General features: G+C 63.0%; 20 protein-coding genes and 2 tRNA genes. 6 read left to right on the top strand and 16 right to left on the bottom strand.

Features of this window, described 5'->3' with window-relative positions:
• Positions 1-22 precede the first annotated feature (22 nt).
• From UB43_RS25350 to UB43_RS25325, 6 genes are all read left to right on the top strand, one after another.
• Complete coding sequence (locus UB43_RS25350) at positions 23-1,201, top strand: acetyl-CoA C-acetyltransferase (RefSeq protein WP_045216785.1); 1,179 nt, start codon at positions 23-25, stop codon at positions 1,199-1,201.
• A gap of 191 nt (positions 1,202-1,392) precedes the next feature.
• Complete coding sequence (locus UB43_RS25345) at positions 1,393-2,007, top strand: response regulator transcription factor (RefSeq protein WP_045216783.1); 615 nt, start codon at positions 1,393-1,395, stop codon at positions 2,005-2,007.
• Positions 2,008-2,107: 100 nt separating this feature from the next.
• Entirely contained in the window at positions 2,108-5,236 is a 3,129-nt protein-coding gene (locus tag UB43_RS25340; RefSeq protein WP_045216779.1) for a DUF748 domain-containing protein, read from the top strand.
• An 11-nt stretch (positions 5,237-5,247) separates the two neighbouring features.
• Positions 5,248-5,538, top strand: coding sequence for a DUF2845 domain-containing protein (locus tag UB43_RS25335; RefSeq protein ID WP_156160488.1), 291 nt, complete (start codon positions 5,248-5,250; stop codon positions 5,536-5,538).
• The gene (locus UB43_RS25330) at positions 5,535-5,858 is read left to right on the top strand and encodes a DUF2845 domain-containing protein (protein ID WP_256205344.1); all 324 of its coding nucleotides are present in this window, start codon (positions 5,535-5,537) and stop codon (positions 5,856-5,858) included. Before UB43_RS25335 ends, UB43_RS25330 begins: the two co-directional genes overlap by 4 nt.
• A gap of 72 nt (positions 5,859-5,930) precedes the next feature.
• The gene (locus UB43_RS25325; protein ID WP_045216776.1) at positions 5,931-7,385 is read left to right on the top strand and encodes a rhomboid family intramembrane serine protease; all 1,455 of its coding nucleotides are present in this window, start codon (positions 5,931-5,933) and stop codon (positions 7,383-7,385) included.
• A 63-nt stretch (positions 7,386-7,448) separates the two neighbouring features.
• On the opposite strand, the gene UB43_RS25320 is transcribed toward UB43_RS25325, so the two are convergent.
• From UB43_RS25320 to folP, 16 genes are all read right to left on the bottom strand, one after another.
• Positions 7,449-7,646, bottom strand: coding sequence for a CsbD family protein (locus UB43_RS25320; protein WP_045216773.1), 198 nt, complete (start codon positions 7,644-7,646; stop codon positions 7,449-7,451).
• 61 nt (positions 7,647-7,707) lie between these two features.
• On the bottom strand, positions 7,708-8,055 hold the full coding sequence (locus UB43_RS25315) for a BON domain-containing protein (RefSeq protein ID WP_045216771.1): 348 nt from the start codon (positions 8,053-8,055) through the stop codon (positions 7,708-7,710).
• Between the two features lie 193 nt (positions 8,056-8,248).
• Positions 8,249-9,670, bottom strand: coding sequence for a DUF4013 domain-containing protein (locus UB43_RS25310; RefSeq protein WP_045216768.1), 1,422 nt, complete (start codon positions 9,668-9,670; stop codon positions 8,249-8,251).
• Between the two features lie 94 nt (positions 9,671-9,764).
• The gene (pnp, locus tag UB43_RS25305; protein ID WP_045216766.1) at positions 9,765-11,870 is read right to left on the bottom strand and encodes a polyribonucleotide nucleotidyltransferase; all 2,106 of its coding nucleotides are present in this window, start codon (positions 11,868-11,870) and stop codon (positions 9,765-9,767) included.
• Positions 11,871-12,039: 169 nt separating this feature from the next.
• On the bottom strand, positions 12,040-12,309 hold the full coding sequence (rpsO, locus tag UB43_RS25300; RefSeq protein ID WP_045216763.1) for a 30S ribosomal protein S15: 270 nt from the start codon (positions 12,307-12,309) through the stop codon (positions 12,040-12,042).
• Positions 12,310-12,407: 98 nt separating this feature from the next.
• The gene (gene truB / locus UB43_RS25295; protein ID WP_045216761.1) at positions 12,408-13,322 is read right to left on the bottom strand and encodes a tRNA pseudouridine(55) synthase TruB; all 915 of its coding nucleotides are present in this window, start codon (positions 13,320-13,322) and stop codon (positions 12,408-12,410) included.
• A gap of 3 nt (positions 13,323-13,325) precedes the next feature.
• The gene (gene rbfA, locus UB43_RS25290; protein ID WP_045216758.1) at positions 13,326-13,712 is read right to left on the bottom strand and encodes a 30S ribosome-binding factor RbfA; all 387 of its coding nucleotides are present in this window, start codon (positions 13,710-13,712) and stop codon (positions 13,326-13,328) included.
• Positions 13,713-13,923: 211 nt separating this feature from the next.
• The gene (infB, locus tag UB43_RS25285; protein ID WP_045216756.1) at positions 13,924-16,458 is read right to left on the bottom strand and encodes a translation initiation factor IF-2; all 2,535 of its coding nucleotides are present in this window, start codon (positions 16,456-16,458) and stop codon (positions 13,924-13,926) included.
• Positions 16,459-16,485: 27 nt separating this feature from the next.
• Positions 16,486-17,967 (bottom strand): transcription termination factor NusA, encoded by a 1,482-nt coding sequence (nusA, locus tag UB43_RS25280; protein ID WP_017518943.1) that lies wholly within the window; start codon positions 17,965-17,967, stop codon positions 16,486-16,488.
• A 45-nt stretch (positions 17,968-18,012) separates the two neighbouring features.
• Positions 18,013-18,471, bottom strand: coding sequence for a ribosome maturation factor RimP (rimP, locus tag UB43_RS25275; RefSeq protein ID WP_045216751.1), 459 nt, complete (start codon positions 18,469-18,471; stop codon positions 18,013-18,015).
• Positions 18,472-18,598: 127 nt separating this feature from the next.
• Positions 18,599-18,675: transfer RNA gene (locus tag UB43_RS25270), tRNA-Met, on the bottom strand.
• A gap of 91 nt (positions 18,676-18,766) precedes the next feature.
• A tRNA-Leu gene (locus UB43_RS25265) sits at positions 18,767-18,852 on the bottom strand.
• Between the two features lie 15 nt (positions 18,853-18,867).
• Complete coding sequence (secG, locus tag UB43_RS25260) at positions 18,868-19,260, bottom strand: preprotein translocase subunit SecG (RefSeq protein ID WP_017518945.1); 393 nt, start codon at positions 19,258-19,260, stop codon at positions 18,868-18,870.
• A 2-nt stretch (positions 19,261-19,262) separates the two neighbouring features.
• On the bottom strand, positions 19,263-20,018 hold the full coding sequence (gene tpiA, locus UB43_RS25255) for a triose-phosphate isomerase (RefSeq protein WP_045216749.1): 756 nt from the start codon (positions 20,016-20,018) through the stop codon (positions 19,263-19,265).
• 65 nt (positions 20,019-20,083) lie between these two features.
• Positions 20,084-21,424 carry a phosphoglucosamine mutase gene (glmM, locus tag UB43_RS25250; protein WP_045216746.1) on the bottom strand — a complete coding sequence of 447 codons (1,341 nt, stop codon included), beginning with the start codon at positions 21,422-21,424 and terminating at the stop codon, positions 20,084-20,086.
• The gene (gene folP / locus UB43_RS25245) at positions 21,421-22,290 is read right to left on the bottom strand and encodes a dihydropteroate synthase (protein WP_045216743.1); all 870 of its coding nucleotides are present in this window, start codon (positions 22,288-22,290) and stop codon (positions 21,421-21,423) included. The genes glmM and folP overlap by 4 nt, the downstream gene beginning before the upstream one ends.
• Positions 22,291-22,297 lie beyond the last annotated feature (7 nt).

Here is a 22,297-nt window from a genome sequence, read left to right as displayed (position 1 = left end):
CTTCCGACAGAGGATTCGTGTCATGCAAGAAGTCGTCATCGTCGCTGCCACCCGTACCGCCATCGGCAGCTTCCAGGGTTCGCTTTCCGCATTGCCGGCCCATGAACTGGGCGCCGCGGTCATTCGCAGCCTGCTGCAACAGACCGGCCTGGACCCGGCAAGGGTCGACGAGGTGATCCTTGGCCAGACCCTGACCGCCGGAGCCGGCCAGAACCCGGCACGCCAGGCCTCCATCGCCGCCGGCCTGCCCGACAGCGTACCGGCGATGACGGTGAACAAGGTCTGCGGCTCCGGCCTCAAGGCACTGCATCTGGCGACCCAGGCGATTCGCTGCGGCGACGCCGACATCATCATTGCTGGCGGCCAGGAAAGCATGAGCCTCGCTCCCTACGTCATGCCCGGCGCCCGCACCGGCCTGCGCATGGGCCACGCCAAACTGGTCGACAGCATGATCCAGGATGGCCTGTGGGACGCCTTCAACGACTACCACATGGGCATCACCGCCGAGAACCTGGTGGAGAAGTACAACATCAGCCGCGAGGAGCAGGACGCCTTCGCCGCCGACTCGCAGCGCAAGGCGACCGCGGCCATCGAAGCAGGCCGTTTCAAGGCCGAGATCACCGCCATCGAGATTCCCCAGCGCAAGGGCGAACCGCTGCGTTTCGACACCGACGAGCAACCGCGCGCCGGCACCACCGCAGAATCCCTGGCCAAGCTCAGACCGGCATTCAGGAGGGACGGCAGCGTCACCGCCGGCAATGCCTCGACCCTCAATGACGGCGCTGCCGCTGTACTGCTGATGAGCGCTGCCAGGGCCGCCGAACTGGGCCTGCCGGTACTGGCCCGTGTTGCCGCCTACGCCAACGCAGGCGTCGACCCGGCCATCATGGGCATCGGCCCGGTCTCGGCCACCCGCCGCTGCCTGGAGAAAGCTGGCTGGCAGCTAGCCGACCTGGACCTCATCGAAGCCAACGAAGCGTTCGCCGCCCAGGCGCTGTCCGTGGGCAAGGAACTGGGCTGGGATGCTTCGAAGGTAAATGTGAACGGCGGCGCCATCGCCCTCGGCCATCCCATCGGCGCATCGGGCTGCCGCGTGCTCGTCACCCTGCTGCACGAGATGCTCCGCCGCGATGCGAAAAAAGGGCTCGCGACGCTCTGCATCGGTGGTGGGCAGGGCGTGGCGCTGGCTCTGGAGCGTTGACAACCGCCGACTAGCTGCGCAGGTTTCACTCTGTACGGCAAGTCTCCGCGCACGCTGGCAGGGCGACGCCCTGCCAACTTGATTCCACGCATGCTTTCAGTCCTACGCATAGGAATATTCCGTAGGTGCTTGAACAACTGGTCTATCTTCAAGATCAATGCGCGCAGTTATTCGGACTCAGGGAGTCAAATATGAAGAAGCGTGTGGTGCTGATCGAGGACCACCCCGCAATGCGTCTGGCGATCCGCTCGTTGCTGGAGCAGGATCCGCAGTTCGAGGTAGCCCGTGAAGCGGCCGATGGCCATGGCGGGCTGGATGCCGTGCGCAAGGAACGCCCCGATCTGGTGATACTCGACCTCAACCTGCCCGGCATGGACGGCCTCGACCTGCTGGCGCGCATCCATATCTTCGACGAGAACATCCGCCTGCTGGTGCTGAGCTCGCAAGATGAACGCCTGTACTCGAGCAAGGTCGAAGCGGCGGGTGCGCATGGATTCGTCAGCAAGAACAAGGACACCAGCGCCATTCTCAATGCGGCGCGCATGCTGGTTTCGGGCTATCGCTGCTTCCCGGAAAAAGCCCTGAGCATCGACAAGAACACCGACCCGGTAGCCAGCCTCACACCTCGGGAGCTGGTCGTGTTGCGCAGCCTGGTAAGAGGCATGAGCAACAAGGACATTGCCGAGGAGTTGTTCCTCAGCCAGAAGACCGTCAGCACCTACAAGACGCGCATTCTTGAGAAGCTGAACCTGGAAAGCCTCGTGGATCTGGTCGAATTCGCCCGCACCCATCGCCTGAATGACTGACAGAACTCACTGAAAACCGCGTCCGAAGGCGACTATCGAATCGAAGAATCACAGCCGTGCCATACTCCTGTAGCACGTCACGACGGAAACGACTCTCGCCATGCCCAAAGGATTGAAACGCGCCATCGGCGCGGTAGTGCTGTTGGTCCTCTTCTATTGCCTGCTGGGTTTTCTCATCCTGCCCGGTGTGGGACTGCGGATAGCCAACCAGCAACTGGCCCACTACTCGACCGTTCCGGCACGCCTGGAACGCATCGAGTTCAACCCGTTCAGCCTCGAGCTCACCCTCTGGGGCCTGCATCTGGGTGCCGATGGACAGGAGCAGGTACGCTTCCGTCGCCTTTACGCCAACCTCGAACTCGACAGCCTGTGGAAACGCAGGCTGCACCTCGCCGACGTCGAACTCGACGCACCGCACACCGAACTGCTGTTCGCCGAGAACGGCACGCTGAACCTGAGCAAACTGTTCAAGCTGCCGCCCAGTGAGCCGGCCCCCGCCCAGGAAGAACCCAGCAATCCCTTCCCACTGCGCATCGACCGTATCCGCCTCGCCGAAGGCAGCCTGCACTTCCTCGACCGCCGCCCCAGCGAGCCGGTGGAGTTCGTCTTCGACCCGATGGGCTTCGAGCTGCACAACCTCAGCACCCTGCCTGAGGACGGCGCCGAAATGACCCTGGTCGCCACCGGCCCCCACGGAGGCAAGCTCGACTGGAAGGGCGACCTGAGCATCGTGCCCTTCACCTCCAAGGGCAGTTTCACCCTCGACGGCGTGCCGCTGAAGGCCTGGTGGCCCTATGTGCGGGACAACGCGCCGCTGAACCTGAACAACGGCATCCTCAGCGTGGCCTCCGACTACCACCTGGACCTCTCGAAGGGAACGCAACTCCTGCTGGACAAGGCCGCCATCAAGCTTCGCGACCTCGACCTCAGTTCCCCCGAAGGCAAACCACTGGCCAAGCTCGCCACCCTGGATGTCGCGGAAACCACCCTGGACCTCGTCAAGCAGGAAGTGGTGGTCGGCCAGATCCGCAGCCAGGGCCTGGAAGCCTGGGCGGCGCGGGAGAAGGACGGCCAGTTGGACTGGCAGAAGCTCTTCGCCAACTTCAAACCCTACAAGCGCCCCGAAGAGCCCACGCCGCAAGCGCAGGCGGCTCCCGAGCCAGCGCCTGCCACAGAGGCAGCAGCGGCAGCCGACAAGGAGCAGAACGCCTCGACTGACCAACCGCAAGCCCAGCCCGGCACCCCGACCAGGACGGCCCAGGCCGAGCCAGCCAAACCGGCCGCTCCGTCCCAGCCAGAAACCAGGCCCGGAGCCAAACCCGCCGAAGCCGACAAGCCTGCGCAGACCGCTGAGCAGAGCAAACCGGCCGAGCCACAGAAGCCATGGCATGTGGTTTTGCGCGACACGCAGCTGCGCGGCTACAAGGCGCACCTGGCCGATCGTGCCCCGGGTAAACCGGTGGCACTGGAAGTCGGCCCGCTGGACCTCGACCTGCAGAACCTCGACAGCGGCCTGACCTCGCCACTGCAGCTCAAGCTCACGACCGGCCTCGGCCCGCGCGGGCAGATCGAAGCCAGCGGCCAGGTCATCCCCAACCCGGTCAGCGCCAAGCTGAAGGTTTCGACCCGCGACATCGACCTGCGCGTCGCCCAGGCCTACATCGATCCGTTCATTCGCCTGGAACTGCGCAGCGGCCTGCTGTCCAGCGATCTGGACGTCGACCTCAAGGGCACCGAGCCACTGGCCTTCAGTGTCACCGGCAGCGCCCAGGTGACCCAGCTGCACACGCTGGACACCCTCAAGAGCCGCGACTTCGTCAAATGGACCAAGCTGACCCTCGACGGCCTGGCATACAGGCACGGCGACAGCCTGGTGATCCAGACCGTCTCGCTGGAGGAGCCCTACGCGCGCTTCATCATCAACGAGGACCGCAGCACCAACGTCAGCGAGCTGCTCATTGCGCAACCGCAATCCGCCACGTCCACCGCGAGCAAGGGCAGCGCCTCGGGCAGTAACAGCAAGCCGCTGGGCATCCGTATCGGTGGCGTGAAGATCAACAACGGTTCGGCAAACTTCGCCGACCTGACCCTGCGCCCGGACTTCGCCACGGCCATCCAGCAACTGGCCGGCGAGATCGGCACCATCGACAACCGCAATCCGGCACCGGCTTCGGTGGACGTGAAGGGCAAGGTCGACAAATACGCGCCGGTCACCATCAAGGGCAGCCTCAACCCGTTCTCGCCCCTGGAGAAGCTGGACATCGCCACCAGCTTCAAGCGCGTCGAGCTGACCACCCTCACGCCCTACTCCGGCAAGTTCGCCGGCTACCGCATCCGCAAGGGCCGGCTGAACCTGGACCTGCACTACCAGATCACCCAGGGCAAGCTCAAAGCCGACAACAAGGTACTGGTGGAACACCTTCAGCTGGGCGAGAAGGTCGACAGCCCGGACGCCGTGGACCTGCCGGTGAAACTGGCGATCGCCCTGCTCAAGGACGCCAACGGCAACATCGACATCCAGTTGCCGGTGGAAGGCGACCTGAACAACCCGCAGTTCAGCGTCATGCCCATCGTCTGGCAGACCCTGCGCAACCTGGTCGTGCGCGCCGTGCAGGCGCCGTTCAACTTCATCGCCGGCCTGGCCAGTGGCGGAGGCGGGCCGGACCTGAGCAACGTCGTGTTCGCCCCCGGTTCCAGCGAACTGGATGCCAGCGCCCAGGGCAATCTCGACAAGCTGGCCGAAGCCCTCAAGCAGCGGCCGGCGCTGAAGCTGGAGGTCGAGGGTGTCGCCGCAGCCTCCAGCGACGGCCCGCTGCTGGCCGACAAGCGCCTGCAGCAGGAATACCAGAAAAACTACTACAGCATGTTGCAGCGCCGCGGCGACAAGGTGCCCAGCGATGCGAGCCAGTTGGAGGTGCCGCAAGACCTGCAGCCGGTCCTGCTCGAAGGCGTCTACCGCGCACGCCTGAAGAAGCAACCGCCGGCAGAATGGCAGCAACTGAGCAAGGACGAGCGCTCGGCGAAGATGCGCCAGGCCGTGCTCGACTCCTGGAGCGACAGCCAGTTGCTGCTGCGCAAGCTCGGCCAGGAGCGCGCAACGCAGATCAAGGACTACCTGGTCGCCAAGGGTGGCCTGGGTGACGACCGCATCTACCTCATCGACGTCAGCTTCGGCGAAGCGGAGAATGGTGGCAGTGTGGCCACCCAGCTTCACCTCGATAGCGAATAAGGAGTCGTTCGATGAAAGCCCTGACCTGGATGTCCTGCGCCCTGCTGCTTTGCGCGGCGGGCGCCCAGGCGGAAAGCATGCGCTGCGGCAGCGCCCTGATCAACGCCGGCGACCGCGCCTGGGAGGTCGAGCAGAAGTGCGGCGCGCCGGATCACCGTGACGAAGTCGGTTACACCCTCGGCGGTTACGATCACCGCGAATACCGTGTCGAGGAATGGGTCTACGGCCCGCGCAATGGCACCAGCTACATCCTCACCTTCGAAGCCAACAAGCTCAAAAGCATCGAGTTCAAACGCAATTGAAGACGCCCCTCGTACTGCGCCTGACGGCCCTGTTGCTGCCCATCACCTTCACGGTCATTGATGCACAGGCCGCCAGCCTGCGCTGCAACAGCAAACTGATCAGCACCGGCGACGCCACCAGTGACGTACTCAGCCGTTGCGGCGAGCCTGTGGACCGTTCGTTCCTGGGCTACAAGCAAGTACCGGGTGAGCGCTATGGCGAAACCATGGAAGTGGCCGTGGAGGAATGGATCTACGGCCCCTGGAGCGGCATGCTGTATTTCGTGCGCTTCGAAGGCAACCGGCTGAGCGACATCAAGAGCAAGCGCAGCGGCAACTGACAGCCGTGGTGGCGGGTGCTAGTCTCGCCGCCACTCAAGCACTCACGCCATTCGGGCCAAGGACCGGTCGCCATGGTTATCGTCCCCGCCGAGCACCCGCTGGACTGGAAGAAACCTCCCGTCATCACGCTGCTGCTGATCGTCATCAACGTCCTGATCTACTTCGGCTACCAGGGTGGCGACAGCACCCGGCGCGAAGAGGCCGTGCGCATCTACCTCGAACAGGATCTGCTCAGCCATGAGCGGCCACTGTTCAGCGCCTCACTGGAACGCCGCGACCGGTTGGAAGCCGAACAGCAGCGCGCCCTCGAAGCCCTGCCCCGCCAGCGGTTGGCCTGGCTGATACTCTCGGACCTGGAATTCGGCCACGAACTGCGCGCCCTGCCCGCCTTCCAGCAGGACGCCACCTGGCAGGCCTCGCGCCTCAGAGCCGAAACGGCGCGCGACCAGACCAGCAGCCTGCGCTTCGGCTTTGTCCCCGAGCGTTTCACCGTGCTGGGCCTGTTCGGCTCGATGTTCCTCCATGGCAGCTTCTGGCATCTGGCCGGCAACATGGTGTTCCTGTTCATCTTCGGCTTCGCCCTCGAAGCGGCGCTGGGCCGCGCGCTCTATCTGGGCCTCTACCTGTTCAGCGGCCTGTGCTCCGGCCTGCTGTGGTGGGCGCTCGATCCTTCCTGGGTGCCAGGCATCGGCGCCTCGGGCGCGATTTCCGGCCTGATGGGCATGTACATCGGCGTCTACGGCCTGCGGCGTATCCAGTTCTTCTACTGGCTCGGGCCCCTGATGGGCTACCTCAAGGCGCCGGCGCTGTGGATCCTGCCGCTGTGGCTGGGCAAGGAACTGTTCGGACTGGTCCGTGCCGCCGACCACGTGAACTACTACGCGCACATCGGCGGCCTGGTTTCCGGTTTTCTCGCCGTCTGGCTACCGCGCAAGCTGGGGCGCATGCCGGTGGACGAGGCTTACCTGAGCAAGGAAGACCCGGACGCCCCGTTCAAGCGCGCCCTGGCGTCGCTGGACGAACAGATCGGCCGCTTTGCCCTCGACCAGGCCGCTGCGCGCGGCCCGGAGCTGCTGCGGCAGTTTCCCGGGCAACCGGTGCTGGTCGAGCGCCTCTACGGCGTAGCCAAGGGGAGACAGGACCGCGCACTGATGAGTGAAACCCTCAAGCACTTGTTCGCCCTGCCGCCTTCCGCGGCAGCTGATGCGCTACTGCGCCGCCTCGCCGAGGAAAGTGCCGCCAGTGACGCCGGGCTGCTGGCCCACCCGGCGATTCAATTGCATCTGTTGCGCAAACTGCTCCAACGCAATGAATCCGCCCAGGCGCTGAACTGCTGGCGTCGTCTGTCGCGCTCCGGCCAACTGCCCGAACCGCTGCCGGGCCTGACCCTGCAACTGGCCAAGCAGATGGGGCAGAAAGGCGACCTGCAGGCCGTTCGCGAGCTATCGCGCTTCCTCCGCCAGCACTACCCGGAAGCCGATCCAACCCGGCAGCTGACGATCTACCAGCAGCATCTCGCGCCCTGATCCGCCCATGAAAAAGCCCCGCCGGCAAACCGGCGGGGCTTGGGTCATCCCTGTGTTCGGGCGCTACAGACGGTGGCTGAAATCACGGACTTCCTGTTCCGCTTTCTCGCGGGTCCAGCCATAGCGCTCCTGCAGTTTACCCACCAGGTATTCGGCGTGTCCGTCCGCCGCCTGCAGGTCGTCGTCGGTGAGCTTGCCCCACTTCTCCTTGAGCTTGCCGGACAGCTGCTTCCACTTGCCTTTGATGACGTCAGTGTTCATGGCGATCCTCCTGTTCGAGGCGGGATGGGGAAAGGTGGCTGGAGACCAGGGCTCGCCGGCCTTACTCGACCGACTTCAGGCCGTCAGCCGATACGGCCTTGACGCCCTTGATGTCCTGGGCGGTCTTCACCGCCAGTTCCTTCTCGGCATCGGTCTTGACGTTGCCGGACAGGGCGACGACGCCCTTGTTGGTCTCGACCTTGATGTTGGTGCCGCTGATGTCCTTGTTGGCGATCAGCATGGATTTCACCTTGCTGGTGATCCAGGTATCGGAAACCGCCTCTTCGGTTTTCTGAACTGTCTCGTTGGCGGCCAGAGTCGTCGGCTGGGCGAACACCGAGTTGGCGAACGAGAAGCTCAGGGCGGTTGCAGTGGCAGCGGCGAGAGCCAGTTTATTGAAACGTTTCATGGCGGTTTCTCCTGAATTATTGGAAAACTGCGGCCCGTGCCTGGCAGCAGTTGCACTAGGACTATCGCAAGCCCTGTGCCAGCTTCCATAATTCATAAAAACACTTAAGAATCAATATCTTAAACAAATAACGGAAACGCTCTTCGCTTGCAGTTTGCAAAACCGGCCGCTGCGCTTCATGCAGCCTGCACGATCAGGTCCCGGAACTTCGACCCAACTTCGCGAGCACGGCCTCGAGTTGCACCACCTCCCCCATCTGCTCGAACGCCGGATAGCGCTGACGAATGAAGGCCAGCAACTGCTGCGCGGGCTCCACCTGCCCCAGCTGTTCGGAGAACGCCCGTGCCGCCATCAGGTAGGCGCGAGGAATGCCGGGGTACTCCGGGAAACGCTTGTGCAGGTTGCGCAGCAGGCTAAGCCCCTCGCGGGCCTTGTGGCGCTCGATCAGGACCTCGGCGATACGCTCGCACACGCTCGGGTCTTCCGGCAGGTAATCGGCCTGCAACTGCCGGGCATTGAGGAAGGCACTGGCAGCAAGCTGCGGATTGAGCCGGCTGGCCAGGCCCAGATAGTGCGGCAGGTGGTTCAGGCATTCGGCGCGCTCGTTCAGGGCGAAGAGCAACTGGTGATAGCGCTCGTTCAACTTGAGGTCCTGGCGACCTTCGCGCAGGGCGGCGACCAGGATCTCCAGGGCGGCACCGCTCTGCCCCTCCTTGACCCGCACCTCCGCCTCGGCCAGCGCCTTGCGGCGGTGCCACTCCGGCGCTGCAAAGCCGGCAGGCGCGTCTTCCCCGGCGGAAACGTAGCCCAGCTCGCCCTGATACTGGAACACGGCATAGCCCATCATGACGCACATCACCACGGCGAAATAACCCGTCAGCCCCGCGACCACCGGGACCATCACCACTCGGGGCAAGCCGTTGGAGAGCAGCCAGCCGACGTAGGTGGGGGATTGCCAGAGGATGAACAGAAACACGCAGAGAATCAGGTAACGCCAGCCCATGGCTGCTATGACCTGGCCCACTTCACTGGGGCTGAGCGCGGCGCCCAGACTCTTGTCCAGGGACAACCGGATGATGCTCGCCGGGAGCACCAGCATGAGGCCGATGTTGGCGGCCCAGTAGATGGCCTCGCTGTGGAAGTCGGCCGCCAGCCACAGCAGGATGAGGGCGATCAGGAACACCGCCAGTTGCTGGAAGAAAGTCCGCAGGCTGTCGGCGCTGAAGGCTTCGATCAGGCCCGGGGCGTCCTGGCCGCCAAAGCTCGCCGCTTCGATCACGCTGTGCAGGTACTTGGTGGCCACGCTGAGCAATGCGACCCAGAGCACGATCATGGCCGGCATGAATACGCAGGCCAGTGCCAGCAAGGCGCAGAAGGCCAGCGGTCCGGCCTGGAAGCCGTAGGCGAAGAATTTCGGCAGGCGCTCCCAGAAGGGTTGCGCTGTATTGGCTGCACCGAGGAAGCGCAGGTGGCCGCGGCACAGCGGGCACGACGGTGCATACTCCGGCGCGTCGGCGTTGAGGGGAATGCAGCAGTCGCCGTAATGACGCTCGCAGGGCTGGCAATGCCAGGTCGCGGGCTGGGCACTGTGGTAGTGACAGTAACGCTTGTCCATCTCGGGGCATCCTTGGAGCGAGATCGGCGAATAGCGCATTTTCAAGGCAAAAAAAGAGGGCCCGCAAGGGGCCCTCTTTCATTTCACCGGTTGCTTACACGCCAGAGGCTTCAGCAGCGGCTACGTCCTTGATGGACAGCTTGATGCGGCCACGGTTGTCCACGTCGAGAACCAGGACTTTGACTTCCTGGCCTTCCTGCAGAACGTCGGTGACCTTGTCGATGCGCTTGTCGCTGATCTGCGAGATGTGCACCAGACCATCCTTGCCCGGCAGGATGTTGACGAAGGCACCGAAGTCCACGATGCGCTCGACCTTGCCGACGTAGATCTTGCCGATCTCGGCTTCCGCGGTGATACCCAGGACGCGCTGCTTGGCGGCCTCGGCAGCTTCCTTGGTTTCGCCGTAGATCTTCACGCTGCCATCGTCCTCGATGTCGATCGAGGCCTTGGTCTCTTCGCAGATGCTGCGAATGGTGGCGCCGCCCTTGCCGATGACGTCGCGGATCTTGTCGGTATCGATCTTCATCTGGATCATGGTCGGAGCGTTTTCCGACAGCTCGGCGCGCGGGGCGGCGATGATCTGGTTCATCTGGCCGAGGATGTTCAGGCGAGCTTCCAGGGCCTGGCCCAGGGCGATCTCCATGATCTCTTCGGTGATGCCGTTGATCTTGATGTCCATCTGCAGGGCAGTAACGCCCTTGTCGGTACCGGCGACCTTGAAGTCCATGTCGCCCAGGTGGTCTTCGTCACCCAGGATGTCGGTCAGGATGGCGAACTTGTCGCCTTCCTTCACCAGGCCCATGGCGATACCGGCAACCGGCGCCTTGACCGGAACACCGGCGTCCATCAGAGCCAGGGAAGCACCGCAGACCGAAGCCATGGAGCTGGAACCGTTGGACTCGGTGATCTCGGAAACGACGCGGATGGTGTAGGGGAACTCGTCCTGGGTCGGCAGCATGGCAGCCACGCTGCGGCGTGCCAGACGGCCGTGGCCAATTTCGCGACGGCCAGCGCTGCCCATGCGGCCACACTCGCCTACCGAGAACGGCGGGAAGTTGTAGTGCAGCATGAAGGGGTCTTTGCGCTCGCCTTCGAGGGTATCGAGCAGCTGGGCGTCACGGGCGGTGCCAAGGGTGGCCACGACCAGAGCCTGGGTTTCGCCACGGGTGAACAGTGCCGAACCGTGGGTCTTGCCCAGTACGCCGACTTCGATACGCAGCGGACGAACGGTGCGGGTGTCGCGGCCGTCGATACGCGGTTTGCCGTTGACGATGTTTTCGCGAACGGTGCGGTATTCCAGCAGGCCGAAGACTTCTTTGACTTCACCCGCGGAGAACTGGCCTTCGCCTTCACCGGCAAACTTGGCGACGATCTGCTCGCGCAGGGCGTCCAGGGCCGCGTAACGGTCCTGCTTGACGGTAACGGTGTAAGCCTCGGAGATGGCAGCACCGAACTCGGCCTTGATGGTGTTGACCAGGGCGGTGTTTTCGACCGGAGCGGACCAGTTCCAGGTCGGCTTGCCGGCTTCGGTTGCCAGTTCGGCAACGGCACGGATGACGGCCTGGAATTCTTCGTGGGCGAACAGAACGGCGCCCAGCATCTGGTCTTCGGTCAGTTCGTCGGCTTCGGATTCAACCATCAGCACGGCGTCGGAGGTACCGGCCACGACCATGTCGAGGCTGGAGCTCTGCTGCTGCTCGTAGGTCGGGTTGAGGATGTAGCCGATTTCCGGGTGGAAGCCAACGCGGGCAGCGCCGATCGGACCGGCGAACGGAATGCCGGAGATCGCCAGGGCGGCGGAGGTGCCGATCATGGCAGCGATGTCCGGATCGGACTTCTTGTTGGTGGAAACGACGGTGCAGACAACCTGCACTTCGTTCATGAAGCCTTCCGGGAACAGCGGGCGGATCGGACGGTCGATCAGGCGCGAGGTCAGGGTTTCCTTCTCGGAAGGACGGCCTTCACGCTTGAAGAAACCGCCGGGGATGCGGCCGGCTGCGTAGGTTTTCTCCTGGTAGTGCACGGAGAGCGGGAAGAAGCTTTTGCTCGGGTCGGCCTGCTTGGCGCCGACAACGGTGCAGAGCACGGTGACGTCGTCCATGGTGACCAGGACGGCACCGGTGGCCTGGCGGGCGATGCGGCCAGTCTCGAGGGTTACGGTCGACTGACCGAACTGGAATTTCTTGGTTACCGGGTTCACGGTTTCTCTACCTTCTCTTTAGTTGCCTTGGGGGAAATTGTGGAAATGCCGGGAGTCGGACCCGAATTCATTCCCTATAAAAGCGAGAAAGCCGGGAGCCAGAGCCGATGAGCGGTATGAACCGCCCATCGACTCCGGACTCCCAGCTTCCCACTTCAGGCTTGCCGTCTTAGCGACGCAGGCCCAGGCGACCGATCAGGGCGCTGTAACGAGAGGTGTCCTTGCCCTTCAGGTAATCCAGCAGCTTACGACGCTGGTTAACCATACGGATCAGGCCACGACGGGAGTGGTGGTCTTTGCCGTTGGCCTTGAAGTGGTCCTGCAGCTTGTTGATGTTGGCGGACAGCAGTGCAACCTGCACTTCCGGGGAACCGGTGTCGCCTTCAGCTTGCTTGTACTCGTTAACGATCTGGGCTTTTTCTTGGACGCTCAGTGCCATGATGGGGCTTCCTCTGAGGTAACAGGCCAGGGACTTCTCCCTGTGTTCATAGTAAGAGGAGTGACCGTGCCTGCTGACAGCCACCCTCGGTTTCGGCCTTACGACCGAATCAGTCGACGCGGCGCCAGGCGCCCGTCTTCGACCACTTCACCGATTCCGATGAAGCGACCTTCGTGATCCTGCACCCGCAGCATGCCGAACTTCGGCATATCAGGGGCGCGAACCGGCTGACCATGCAGCCAGTAATAGGCGCTGTGCTCCGTGAGCTGCAGCAGCGGCCAGTGTTCCAGGCCGGCATCCACCGGCAACAGGAAGCGGTCGAGGGCTTCGTTGCCACCCTCGGCATGGACTTTCTCGAGTTCCTCCAGCGTCACCGACTGGTTCAGCTGGAAGGGACCTGCCTGTGTCCGGCGCAGGGCGGCGACGTGTGCGCCACAACCGAGTTCGCGGCCAAGGTCTTCGACCAGGGTGCGAATGTAGGTGCCCTTGCTGCAGGAAACGGCCAGGGTCGCACAGGGCGACTCGAACGCGAGCAAATCCAGGCGCGCAATAGTAACAGAACGCGCTTCGCGCTCCACTACCTCTCCCGCACGGGCCAGCTTGTACAGCGGCTGACCATCCTTCTTCAGCGCCGAGTACATCGGCGGCACCTGCTCTATGTCGCCACGGAAGCGCGGCAACAGGGCCTCGATGGCTTCCCGACCAGCGGTCACTTCGCGCTGCTCGACCACCTCACCCTCGGCATCGGCGGTGGTGGTGGTGACACCGAGCTTGGCAATCGTCTCGTAGGCCTTGTCGGCATCGAGCAGGTACTGGGAAAACTTGGTCGCTTCGCCGAAGCACAGCGGCAGCACGCCGGTGGCCAGCGGATCGAGGCTGCCGGTGTGGCCGGCCTTCTCGGCATTGAGCAGCCAGCGCACCTTCTGCAGCGCCTGGTTGGAGCTCATGCCGAGCGGCTTGTCGAGAATCAGCACACCGTTGACCGCACGGCGAATGCGTTTCACCTGGGCCACGCGTTACTCCTCGGAATCGCCGCCGCGACGATCGGCGGCCACCGCGCGTTCGATCAGCGCCGACAGCTCGGCACCGCGACGGATGCTGGCGTCGTAGCTGAAGTGCAGTTGCGGCACGGTGCGCAGCTTCATCGCCTTGCCCAGCTGCATACGCAGGAAGCCTGCGGCATCGTTGAGGATGCTGGTGTTCTGTTTCACCACTTCGGCGTTGTCATCCTGCCCCATCACGGTGACGTACACCTTGGCATGGGACAGGTCACGGGCCACGTCGACGCCGGTGATGGTCACCAGGCCGAGACGCGGGTCCTTGATTTCACGCTGGATCAGCAGCGCCAGTTCGCGCTGCATCTGGTCGCCGATACGCTGGGTACGGCTGTACTCTTTGGCCATTTTCCTAACCTGCTTACCCGAGCCGTGAGGCTCCAGCATCAATTACGGGTTTGAATTCGACCGGATGACTAGGCGGGAAGACGAAGACAGTGCTCCAGCACGGCAAGGCTTCCCAACGACGTCATACGGTTGAAGGCGAATCCGTATAAGCGGCAAACGCCCGGGGCAGCTGGTTAGCTGGCCCGGGCGCTGCGTTCACGCTCGAATACCCTTACAGAGTACGAGCGACTTCGACCTTCTCGAACACTTCGATCTTGTCGCCGACGCGGACGTCGTTGTAGCTCTTCACGCCGATACCGCATTCCATGCCGGCACGCACTTCCGAGACGTCATCCTTGAAGCGGCGCAGGGATTCCAGCTCGCCTTCGAAGATGACCACGTCGTCGCGCAGTACACGGATCGGACGGTTGCGGTGCACCAGACCCTCGGTGACCATGCAGCCGGCGACCGCGCCGAACTTCGGCGAGCGGAACACGTCACGCACTTCGGCGATGCCCAGGATGTTCTCGCGAACATCGCTGCCGAGCATGCCGGTCAGGGCTTTCTTGACGTCTTCGATGATGTCGTAGATCACGTTGTAGTAACGCATGTCGAGGCCTTCGGACTCGACGATCTTGCGCGCACCAGCGTCAGCACGGACGTTGAAGCCGAACAGCACCGCGTTGGAGGCCAGCGCCAGGTTGGCATCGGACTCGGTGATACCACCGACGCCGCCACCGACCACGCGAACCTGCACTTCGTCGTTGCCCAGGCCGCTGAGCGAGCCCTGCAGGGCTTCCAGCGAACCACGGACATCGGACTTGAGGACGATGTTGAGGGTCTTCTTCTCTTCCTGGCCCATGTTCTCGAAGATGTTTTCCAGCTTGCCGGCGTGGGCACGGGCCAGTTTCACTTCGCGGAACTTGCCCTGGCGGAACAGAGCGACTTCGCGGGCCTTCTTCTCGTCGGCAACCACGGTCATCTCGTCGCCGGCGTCCGGGGTGCCATCGAGGCCGAGGATCTCGACCGGAATGGACGGACCCGCTTCCTTGATCGGCTTGCCGTTCTCGTCGAGCATCGCACGGACGCGGCCGTAGTTGACGCCCACCAGGACCATGTCGCCCTGACGCAGGGTGCCATCCTGGACCAGCACGGTGGCTACCGGGCCACGGCCCTTGTCCAGACGGGACTCGACCACCACGCCGCGGCCCGGGGCCGACGGAGTGGCTTTGAGCTCGAGCACTTCAGCCTGCAGCAGTACGGCTTCGAGCAGCTCGTCGACGCCGGTACCCAGCTTGGCGGAGACGTGAACGTACGGTGCATCGCCGCCCCACTCTTCCGGAATAACGTCCAGAGCGGCCAGGCCGTTCTTGATGTTGTCCGGGTTGGCGTCGGGCTTGTCGATCTTGTTCACCGCGACCACGATCGGCACGCCAGCCGCTTTCGCGTGCTGTACGGCTTCCTGGGTCTGCGGCATCACGCCGTCGTCCGCTGCCACCACGAGGATGACGATGTCGGTCGCCTGGGCACCACGGGCACGCATCGCGGTGAACGCGGCGTGGCCAGGGGTATCGAGGAAGGTGACCATGCCGCGGTCGGTTTCCACGTGGTAGGCGCCGATGTGCTGGGTGATGCCACCGGCTTCGCCAGCTGCAACCTTCGCACGACGGATATAGTCAAGCAGCGAGGTCTTGCCGTGGTCGACGTGGCCCATGACGGTCACGACCGGCGCGCGGGAAACCGCCTCACCTTCGAACCGCAGGGATTCGGCCAGTTGCTCTTCCAGGGCGTTCTCGCTGACCAGCTTGACCTTGTGGCCGAGCTCTTCGGCGATCAGCTGAGCGGTTTCCTGGTCGAGGACCTGGTTGATGGTCACCGGGGTGCCCATCTTGAACATGAACTTGACGACCTCGGCACCCTTCACCGACATCTGGGCAGCGAGATCGCCCACAGTGATGGTCTCGCCGATATTCACTTCACGCACAATCGGTCCTGTCGGGCTCTGGAACCCGTGCTGGTTACGCTTCTTCAGCTTGCCCTTGCCACGGCCACCGCCGCGACGGCCAAAGCTGTCGTCGTCGTCGCCAGCGCTGCGCACGACGCGCGGCGCAGTGGTCTTTTCCTTTTCCTTGATCGACGGGCGATGCTGGGCATGCTTGCGATCACGGCGCTCGTCCTCTTCGTCACGCTTGGGCGCGCGCCGCACTTCTTCCTTCTTGCGGTCATCCGCAGCAGGAGCGGCACCGGCCGGAGCAGCAGGAGCAGCAGCCGGAGCAGCGGCACGCGGCGCCTCGGCGGCGGCCGGAGCGGCAGCAGCAGGAGCGACATCAGCGGTCTGGCGAGCGGCGTCCGCCTGACGGCGAGCCTCTTCTGCAGCGGCGCGCTGGCGGGCCTCTTCCTCGGCCTTCACACGTACGGCCTCTTCAGCGGCACGCTGCTCTTCCAGCTCGCGCTGGCGCTCGGCTTCAAGCTCTTCAGGATCGCGCTTGACGTAGGTCTTCTTCTTGCGAACCTCGACGCTGACGGTCTTGCTGCCAGCAACCCGAATGGTCGAGGTGGTCTTGCGTTGCAGGGTGATCTTGCGCGGCTCATCCGCGCGATCGCCGTGGCTGCCCTTCAAGTGGGCCAGCAGCGCTTGTTTCTCGCTGTCGGTCACTACCTGCTCGGCGTTGTTATGCGGCAGACCCGCTTCGCGCATCTGCTGCAGCAGGCGCTCTACCGGCGTATCGACCGTCTTGGCCAGTTCTTTCACCGTGACTTGCGTCATGCACTTCTCTCCTCAGGCCGCGAATGCTTACTCGAACCAATGGGCCCGGGCGGCCATGATCAACTTGCCGGCACGCTCTTCGTCCATGCCGTCGATGTCGAGCAGATCGTCAATAGATTGCTCGGCAAGATCTTCACGGGTGGTTACACCGCGCAGCGCCAGGTCCACGGCCAGCTCTTTGGTCATACCATCGAGGCTGAGCAGGTCTTCGGCAGGTTGTGCGTCGGCAAGTTTTTCTTCAGTGGCGATGGCTTTGGTCAGCAGGCGATCCTTGGCGCGCGAGCGCAGCTCGTTGACGATGTCTTCGTCGAAGCCGTCGATGCTGAGCATCTCTTCCATCGGTACGTAGGCGATTTCTTCCAGGGTGGTGAAGCCTTCCTCCACCAGTACCTGGGCGAGCTCTTCGTCGACATCCAGCTCGTCGACGAAGCGCTGCAGGATGTCGCCAGTTTCAGCCTGCTGTTTGGCCTGGATATCGGCCTCGGTCATCACGTTCAGGGTCCAGCCGGTGAGCTGGCTGGCCAAACGGACGTTCTGGCCACTGCGGCCGATGGCCTGTGCCAGGTTGTCCTCGGCGACGGCGATATCCATGGTGTGGGTATCTTCGTCGACGATGATCGCCGCCACTTCGGCCGGGGCCATGGCGTTGATCACGAACTGCGCAGGGTTGTCGTCCCAGAGGACGATGTCCACACGCTCGCCGCCCAGTTCGCCGGAGACGGCCTGGACGCGGGAACCACGCATACCGATGCAGGCGCCCTGCGGATCGATACGCTTGTCCTTGGAGCGAACGGCGATCTTGGCGCGCGAACCCGGATCACGGGCAGCGGCCATCACGTCGATCAGTTGCTCGGCGATTTCCGGTACTTCGATGCGGAACAGCTCGATCAGCATTTCCGGCGCGGTACGCGACAGGATCAGCTGAGGGCCACGGTTCTCGCTGCGGATTTCCTTGAGCAGGGCACGCACGCGGGTGCCGACGCGGAAGGTTTCACGCGGGATGATCTGGTCGCGGGCCAGCAGCGCTTCGGCGTTGTTGCCCAGATCGACGATCACATTGTCGCGGGTGACCTTCTTGACGGTGCCGGAGATGATCTCGTTGACCTTCTCGCGGTAGGCGTCGACCACCTGAGCGCGCTCGGCTTCGCGAACCTTCTGCACGATGACCTGCTTGGCGGTCTGTGCGGCGATGCGGCCGAACTCGATGGATTCGATCTTCTCTTCGATGACCTCGCCGGCTTTCATGCCGGGGTGCTCTTCCTGCACGTCTTCGACGGTCAGTTCCGATGCCGGATTGGAGTAGTCCTCGTCTTCGACGATGGTCCAGCGACGGAAGGTTTCGTAGTTGCCGTTGGCGCGGTTGATTTCCACGCGCAGGTCAACCTCGTCCTCGAAACGCTTTTTGGTCGCGGTCGCCAGAGCGAGCTCCAGCGCTTCGAAAATCACGCCAGGCGGTACACCCTTCTCATTGGATACCGACTCAACAACCAGCAGTACTTCTTTGCTCATCGTACGCCTCGCCTTTCAATCCATTGGAATCCGCGCTCTGGCGGCTCACTCAAATCGGGGAATGATGTTGGCCTTGTCGATCGAGTCGACCGGCAGCAGGTATTCATGGTCATCCACCAGGACCACCACATCCTGCTCCTCCACACCACGGAGAATGCCCTGAAAATTGCGACGCCTTTCGAAGGGCGTGCGCAGCTTGATCTTCACCTGCTCGCCGACGTAACGGGCGAACTGTTCGAGTGTGAAGAGCGGCCGATCCATGCCGGGCGACGACACCTCCAGGGTGTACTCGCCACTGATCGGGTCTTCCACGTCGAGGATGCCACTGATCTGACGACTGACGATTTCGCAGTCATCGACCAGGATGCCTTCGGCACGATCGATATAAACCCGGAGCAGGGAATGGCGACCTTGGGAAATGTACTCCAGGCCCCAGCACTCATAGCCGAGCGCTTCTACTACAGGGGCCAACAAGGCCTGCAACTGTTCTAGCTTGCTCGACACCTGATCGCCTCGCGTATGCTGTAGAAACAAAAAATGGGCGAAACGCCCATCCCTTAAGGACCGCCCTGATCTGGCGGCGCGGACTGTCCAGCTAGCAAAAAGCCCCTTAAAAGGGGCTCTGCCAAACTGGTTGCGGGAGCTGGATTTGAACCAACGACCTTCGGGTTATGAGCCCGACGAGCTACCAGACTGCTCCATCCCGCGTCAAAGCTGGTGCGAAATTATACGGTTGAGCCCCTTGAAGGTCAACCGAAACTCCGAAACGACAAGGCCCGCACTGCGGGCCTTTCGTATATGGTACCGAGGAGGGGACTCGAACCCCTACAGCCTATGGCCACTACCACCTCAAGGTAGCGTGTCTACCAATTCCACCACCTCGGCAAAAAACTTGCCTGCTTACTTCTGCTCAGGAGCCGCCGGAACGTCGCCGTTACCGCCTGCAGGGGCTTGAGGCTGCCCTTGCGCGCCCGGCACATCGCTAGCTGCCGGAGCTTGTTCCTGCTTCTGCTCCATCACTGCCGGATCAGGTAGTCCAGCGTGACGAATTATATCAGCTTTTTCTTTAGCAAAATACGCTAAACCCAAGCTAGTAATAAAAAAAACTGCAGCCAGCACAGCAGTGAAGCGACTCAGGAAGGTAGCAGAACCCTGACTACCAAATACAGTACCCGAAGCGCCAGCACCGAACGACGCACCGGCGTCGGCACCCTTGCCTTGCTGAAGCAGGACCAGCACAACCAGACCCAGCGCCATCAGCAGGTGAATCACGATTACAACTGTTTCCAGCATCTTCAGTTTCCTGCGGCGCGACAGATCGCACCGAACTCATCTGCATTCAGGGAAGCTCCACCAATGAGCCCCCCATCGATATCCGGCATGCCGAAAAGCTCGACAGCGTTGGCAGCCTTGACACTGCCGCCGTACAGGAGACGAAGACCGCGAGCCACCTCTGCGTTTTCCGCCGAGATCTGCGCACGAATCGCCGCATGTACTTCCTGGGCCTGCTCGGGAGAAGCGGTCAGCCCCGTCCCAATCGCCCACACCGGCTCGTAAGCCACAACGGCGCGGGAGAAAGCCCCGACACCGAGATCTTCGATCACCGAGCCCAACTGGCGCCCGACAACCTCAAGAGTCTTGCCCGCCTCACGCTGCTCGCGGGTCTCACCCACGCACAGGATCGGAACCAGGCCACACGACTGAGCCGCTGCAAATTTGCGACTGATCGCACCATCGCTTTCGCCCAGGATCAGGCGACGCTCGGAGTGACCAACCAGCACCAGGGAGCAGCTCGCATCAGCCAACTGGCTGGCTGCGATCTCGCCCGTCAGGGCACCCTGCATCGGCTCAACCGCGCAATTCTGCGCACCGACGGCAACCGCCTTTCCATTCAGACCTTGTACGACCTGACTGATGTACAAACACGGCGGGAAAACCGCCACATCGACACCCGTGGGGAGAGCCAGTTGACGCAGGCCTTTGATCAGCTCCGTTACGCTGGAGCGGGTACCGTGCATTTTCCAATTACCGGCCACCAAGGGTCGACGCATGCTGTACCTCGCTGAGCAAAGTGGGCGCAGATATTACTCGACGCTTCGGGAACTGACAAGAGAAATCAAGCACATACCTCTGTAACGACTTTTGCCAGCTGCTCGGCATAGGCGCGAACGCGAGCCTCTTCGTCACCCTCGACCATCACCCGAACCAGCGGTTCGGTGCCGGACTTGCGCAGCAGAACGCGGCCGCGGCCGGCCATTTCTTCTGTCACCCTGGCGCAAGCCTCCTTCACCGCCGGATGCTCCAGCGGGTCGACGCCACCACCAGCGAAGCGCACGTTGATCAGCATCTGCGGGCACTTGCGAATGCCCATGCGCGCCTCGGCCAGGTTCTGGCCACGGGTCTTGAGCGCCATCAGCACCTGCAACGCCGCGATGATCGCATCGCCCGTGGTGGTGTGCTGGTAGCACACGACATGGCCGGAATTCTCGCCACCCAACTGCCAGTTGCGCGACTGCAGCTCGGACATCACGTAGCGGTCGCCCACCTTGGCGCGGGCGAAGGGAATATGCAGCTCCTGCAGGGCCAGTTCGAGCCCCAGGTTGCTCATCAGGGTCCCGACCACGCCACCATGCAGCTTGCCGCGATCGAGCATGTCACGGGCGATCAGGTAGAGAATCTCGTCGCCGTCGACGATGGTGCCGGTATGGTCAACCATCATCACCCGGTCGCCGTCGCCGTCGAAGGCGATACCGATATCCGCATGATTCGCCAGAACAGCGTCCTGCAGCGCCCCCATGTGGGTGGAGCCACAATGGTGGTTGATGTTCAGGCCATTGGGCTCGGCACCGATGACGAACACTTCGGCACCCAGCTCGCGAAAGACGTTGGGGGCGATCTTGTAGGTCGCGCCGTGGGCGCAATCCAGCGCGATGCGCAGACCGGCGAAACTGGTGTTCGAGGGCACGCTGCTCTTGCAGAACTCGATGTAGCGGCCTGCTGCGTCGTTGATCCGCGAGACCTTGCCCAGACGAGCGGACTCGACCACGGTCATCGGAGCGTCCAGAAGCTCCTCGATGATCAGCTCGACCTCGTCGGGCAGCTTGGTACCCTGACCGGAGAAGAACTTGATGCCATTGTCGTCATGCGGATTGTGCGAGGCACTGATGACGATGCCGGCCTCAGCATGGAAGGTGCGGGTCAGGTAGGCGATTCCGGGAGTCGGCATGGGGCCCAGCAGCATCACGTCGGCACCGGCGGCAGACAGGCCAGCCTCCAGCGCGGATTCGAACATGTAGCCGGAAATCCGGGTGTCCTTGCCGACAAGCACGCGGCACTTGCCCTGCTGACGGAAGGCCATGCCCACAGCCCAACCCAGCTTGAGCACGAAATCCGGCGTGATCGGCGGAGTGCCTACGCGCCCGCGAATTCCATCGGTGCCAAAATACTTCCTGCTCATGCGGGCATCCCCTCTTCCGTTGCACTTTCCACTGCGTGAATCATTCGAACCACATCCACGGTCTCGGCGACATCGTGGACGCGGATAATGCTGGCTCCCTTGGCGACCGCAAGGGCGGCCAGCGCCAGGCTGCCATAGAGACGCTCACCCACCTCGCGACCGAGCGCGCGTCCGACCATGCTCTTGCGCGAGACACCAACCAAAAGCGGGCACCCCATGTCCATCAACCTGTCCATCTGCCGGAACAGATTCAGGTTATGACTCTGGGTCTTGGCGAAGCCGAAGCCAGGGTCGATGACAATCCGCTCGCGGGCAATGCCCACGGCTTCGCACAGCGCGATGCGCTCCTCAAGGAAGCCACGGACTTCCTGAAGGATATCCGGGTAGCGCGGGTCGTCCTGCATGTTTCCCGGCTCGCCTCGCATGTGCATCAGACACACCGGGAGCCCCGTATCGACGGCAGCATCCAGGGCGCCATCGCGCTGCAGGGAGCGCACGTCATTGATCAGCCCCGCGCCGAGACGAGCCGTCTCGCGCATGACGGCCGGGGTGGAGGTATCCACCGAGATCACCACATCCAGCTCGCGAGCGATGGCCTCGACCACCGGAGCGACGCGCTCCAGCTCTTCGGTGGGCGAAACCACACGAGCGCCCGGACGAGTCGACTCACCGCCGATATCGATCAGCGTGGCGCCCGCCGCGACCATCTCCGCCGCATGACGCAACGCCGCATCGTGCTGGTTGAAACGCCCACCGTCGGAGAAGGAATCAGGGGTGACATTAAGAATGCCCATGACGTGCGGGCGGCTTAAATCAAGAACCCGGTTGCCGCAAGGCAACCGGGTCGAGTGGTACAACGAACTCATTCAGTGC

It is taken from the genome of Pseudomonas sp. 21 (assembly GCF_000955805.1).
Lineage (GTDB): Bacteria > Pseudomonadota > Gammaproteobacteria > Pseudomonadales > Pseudomonadaceae > Pseudomonas.
The sequence above is the reverse complement of the archived record's forward strand: the minus strand, read 5'-3'. Positions and strand labels throughout refer to the sequence as shown.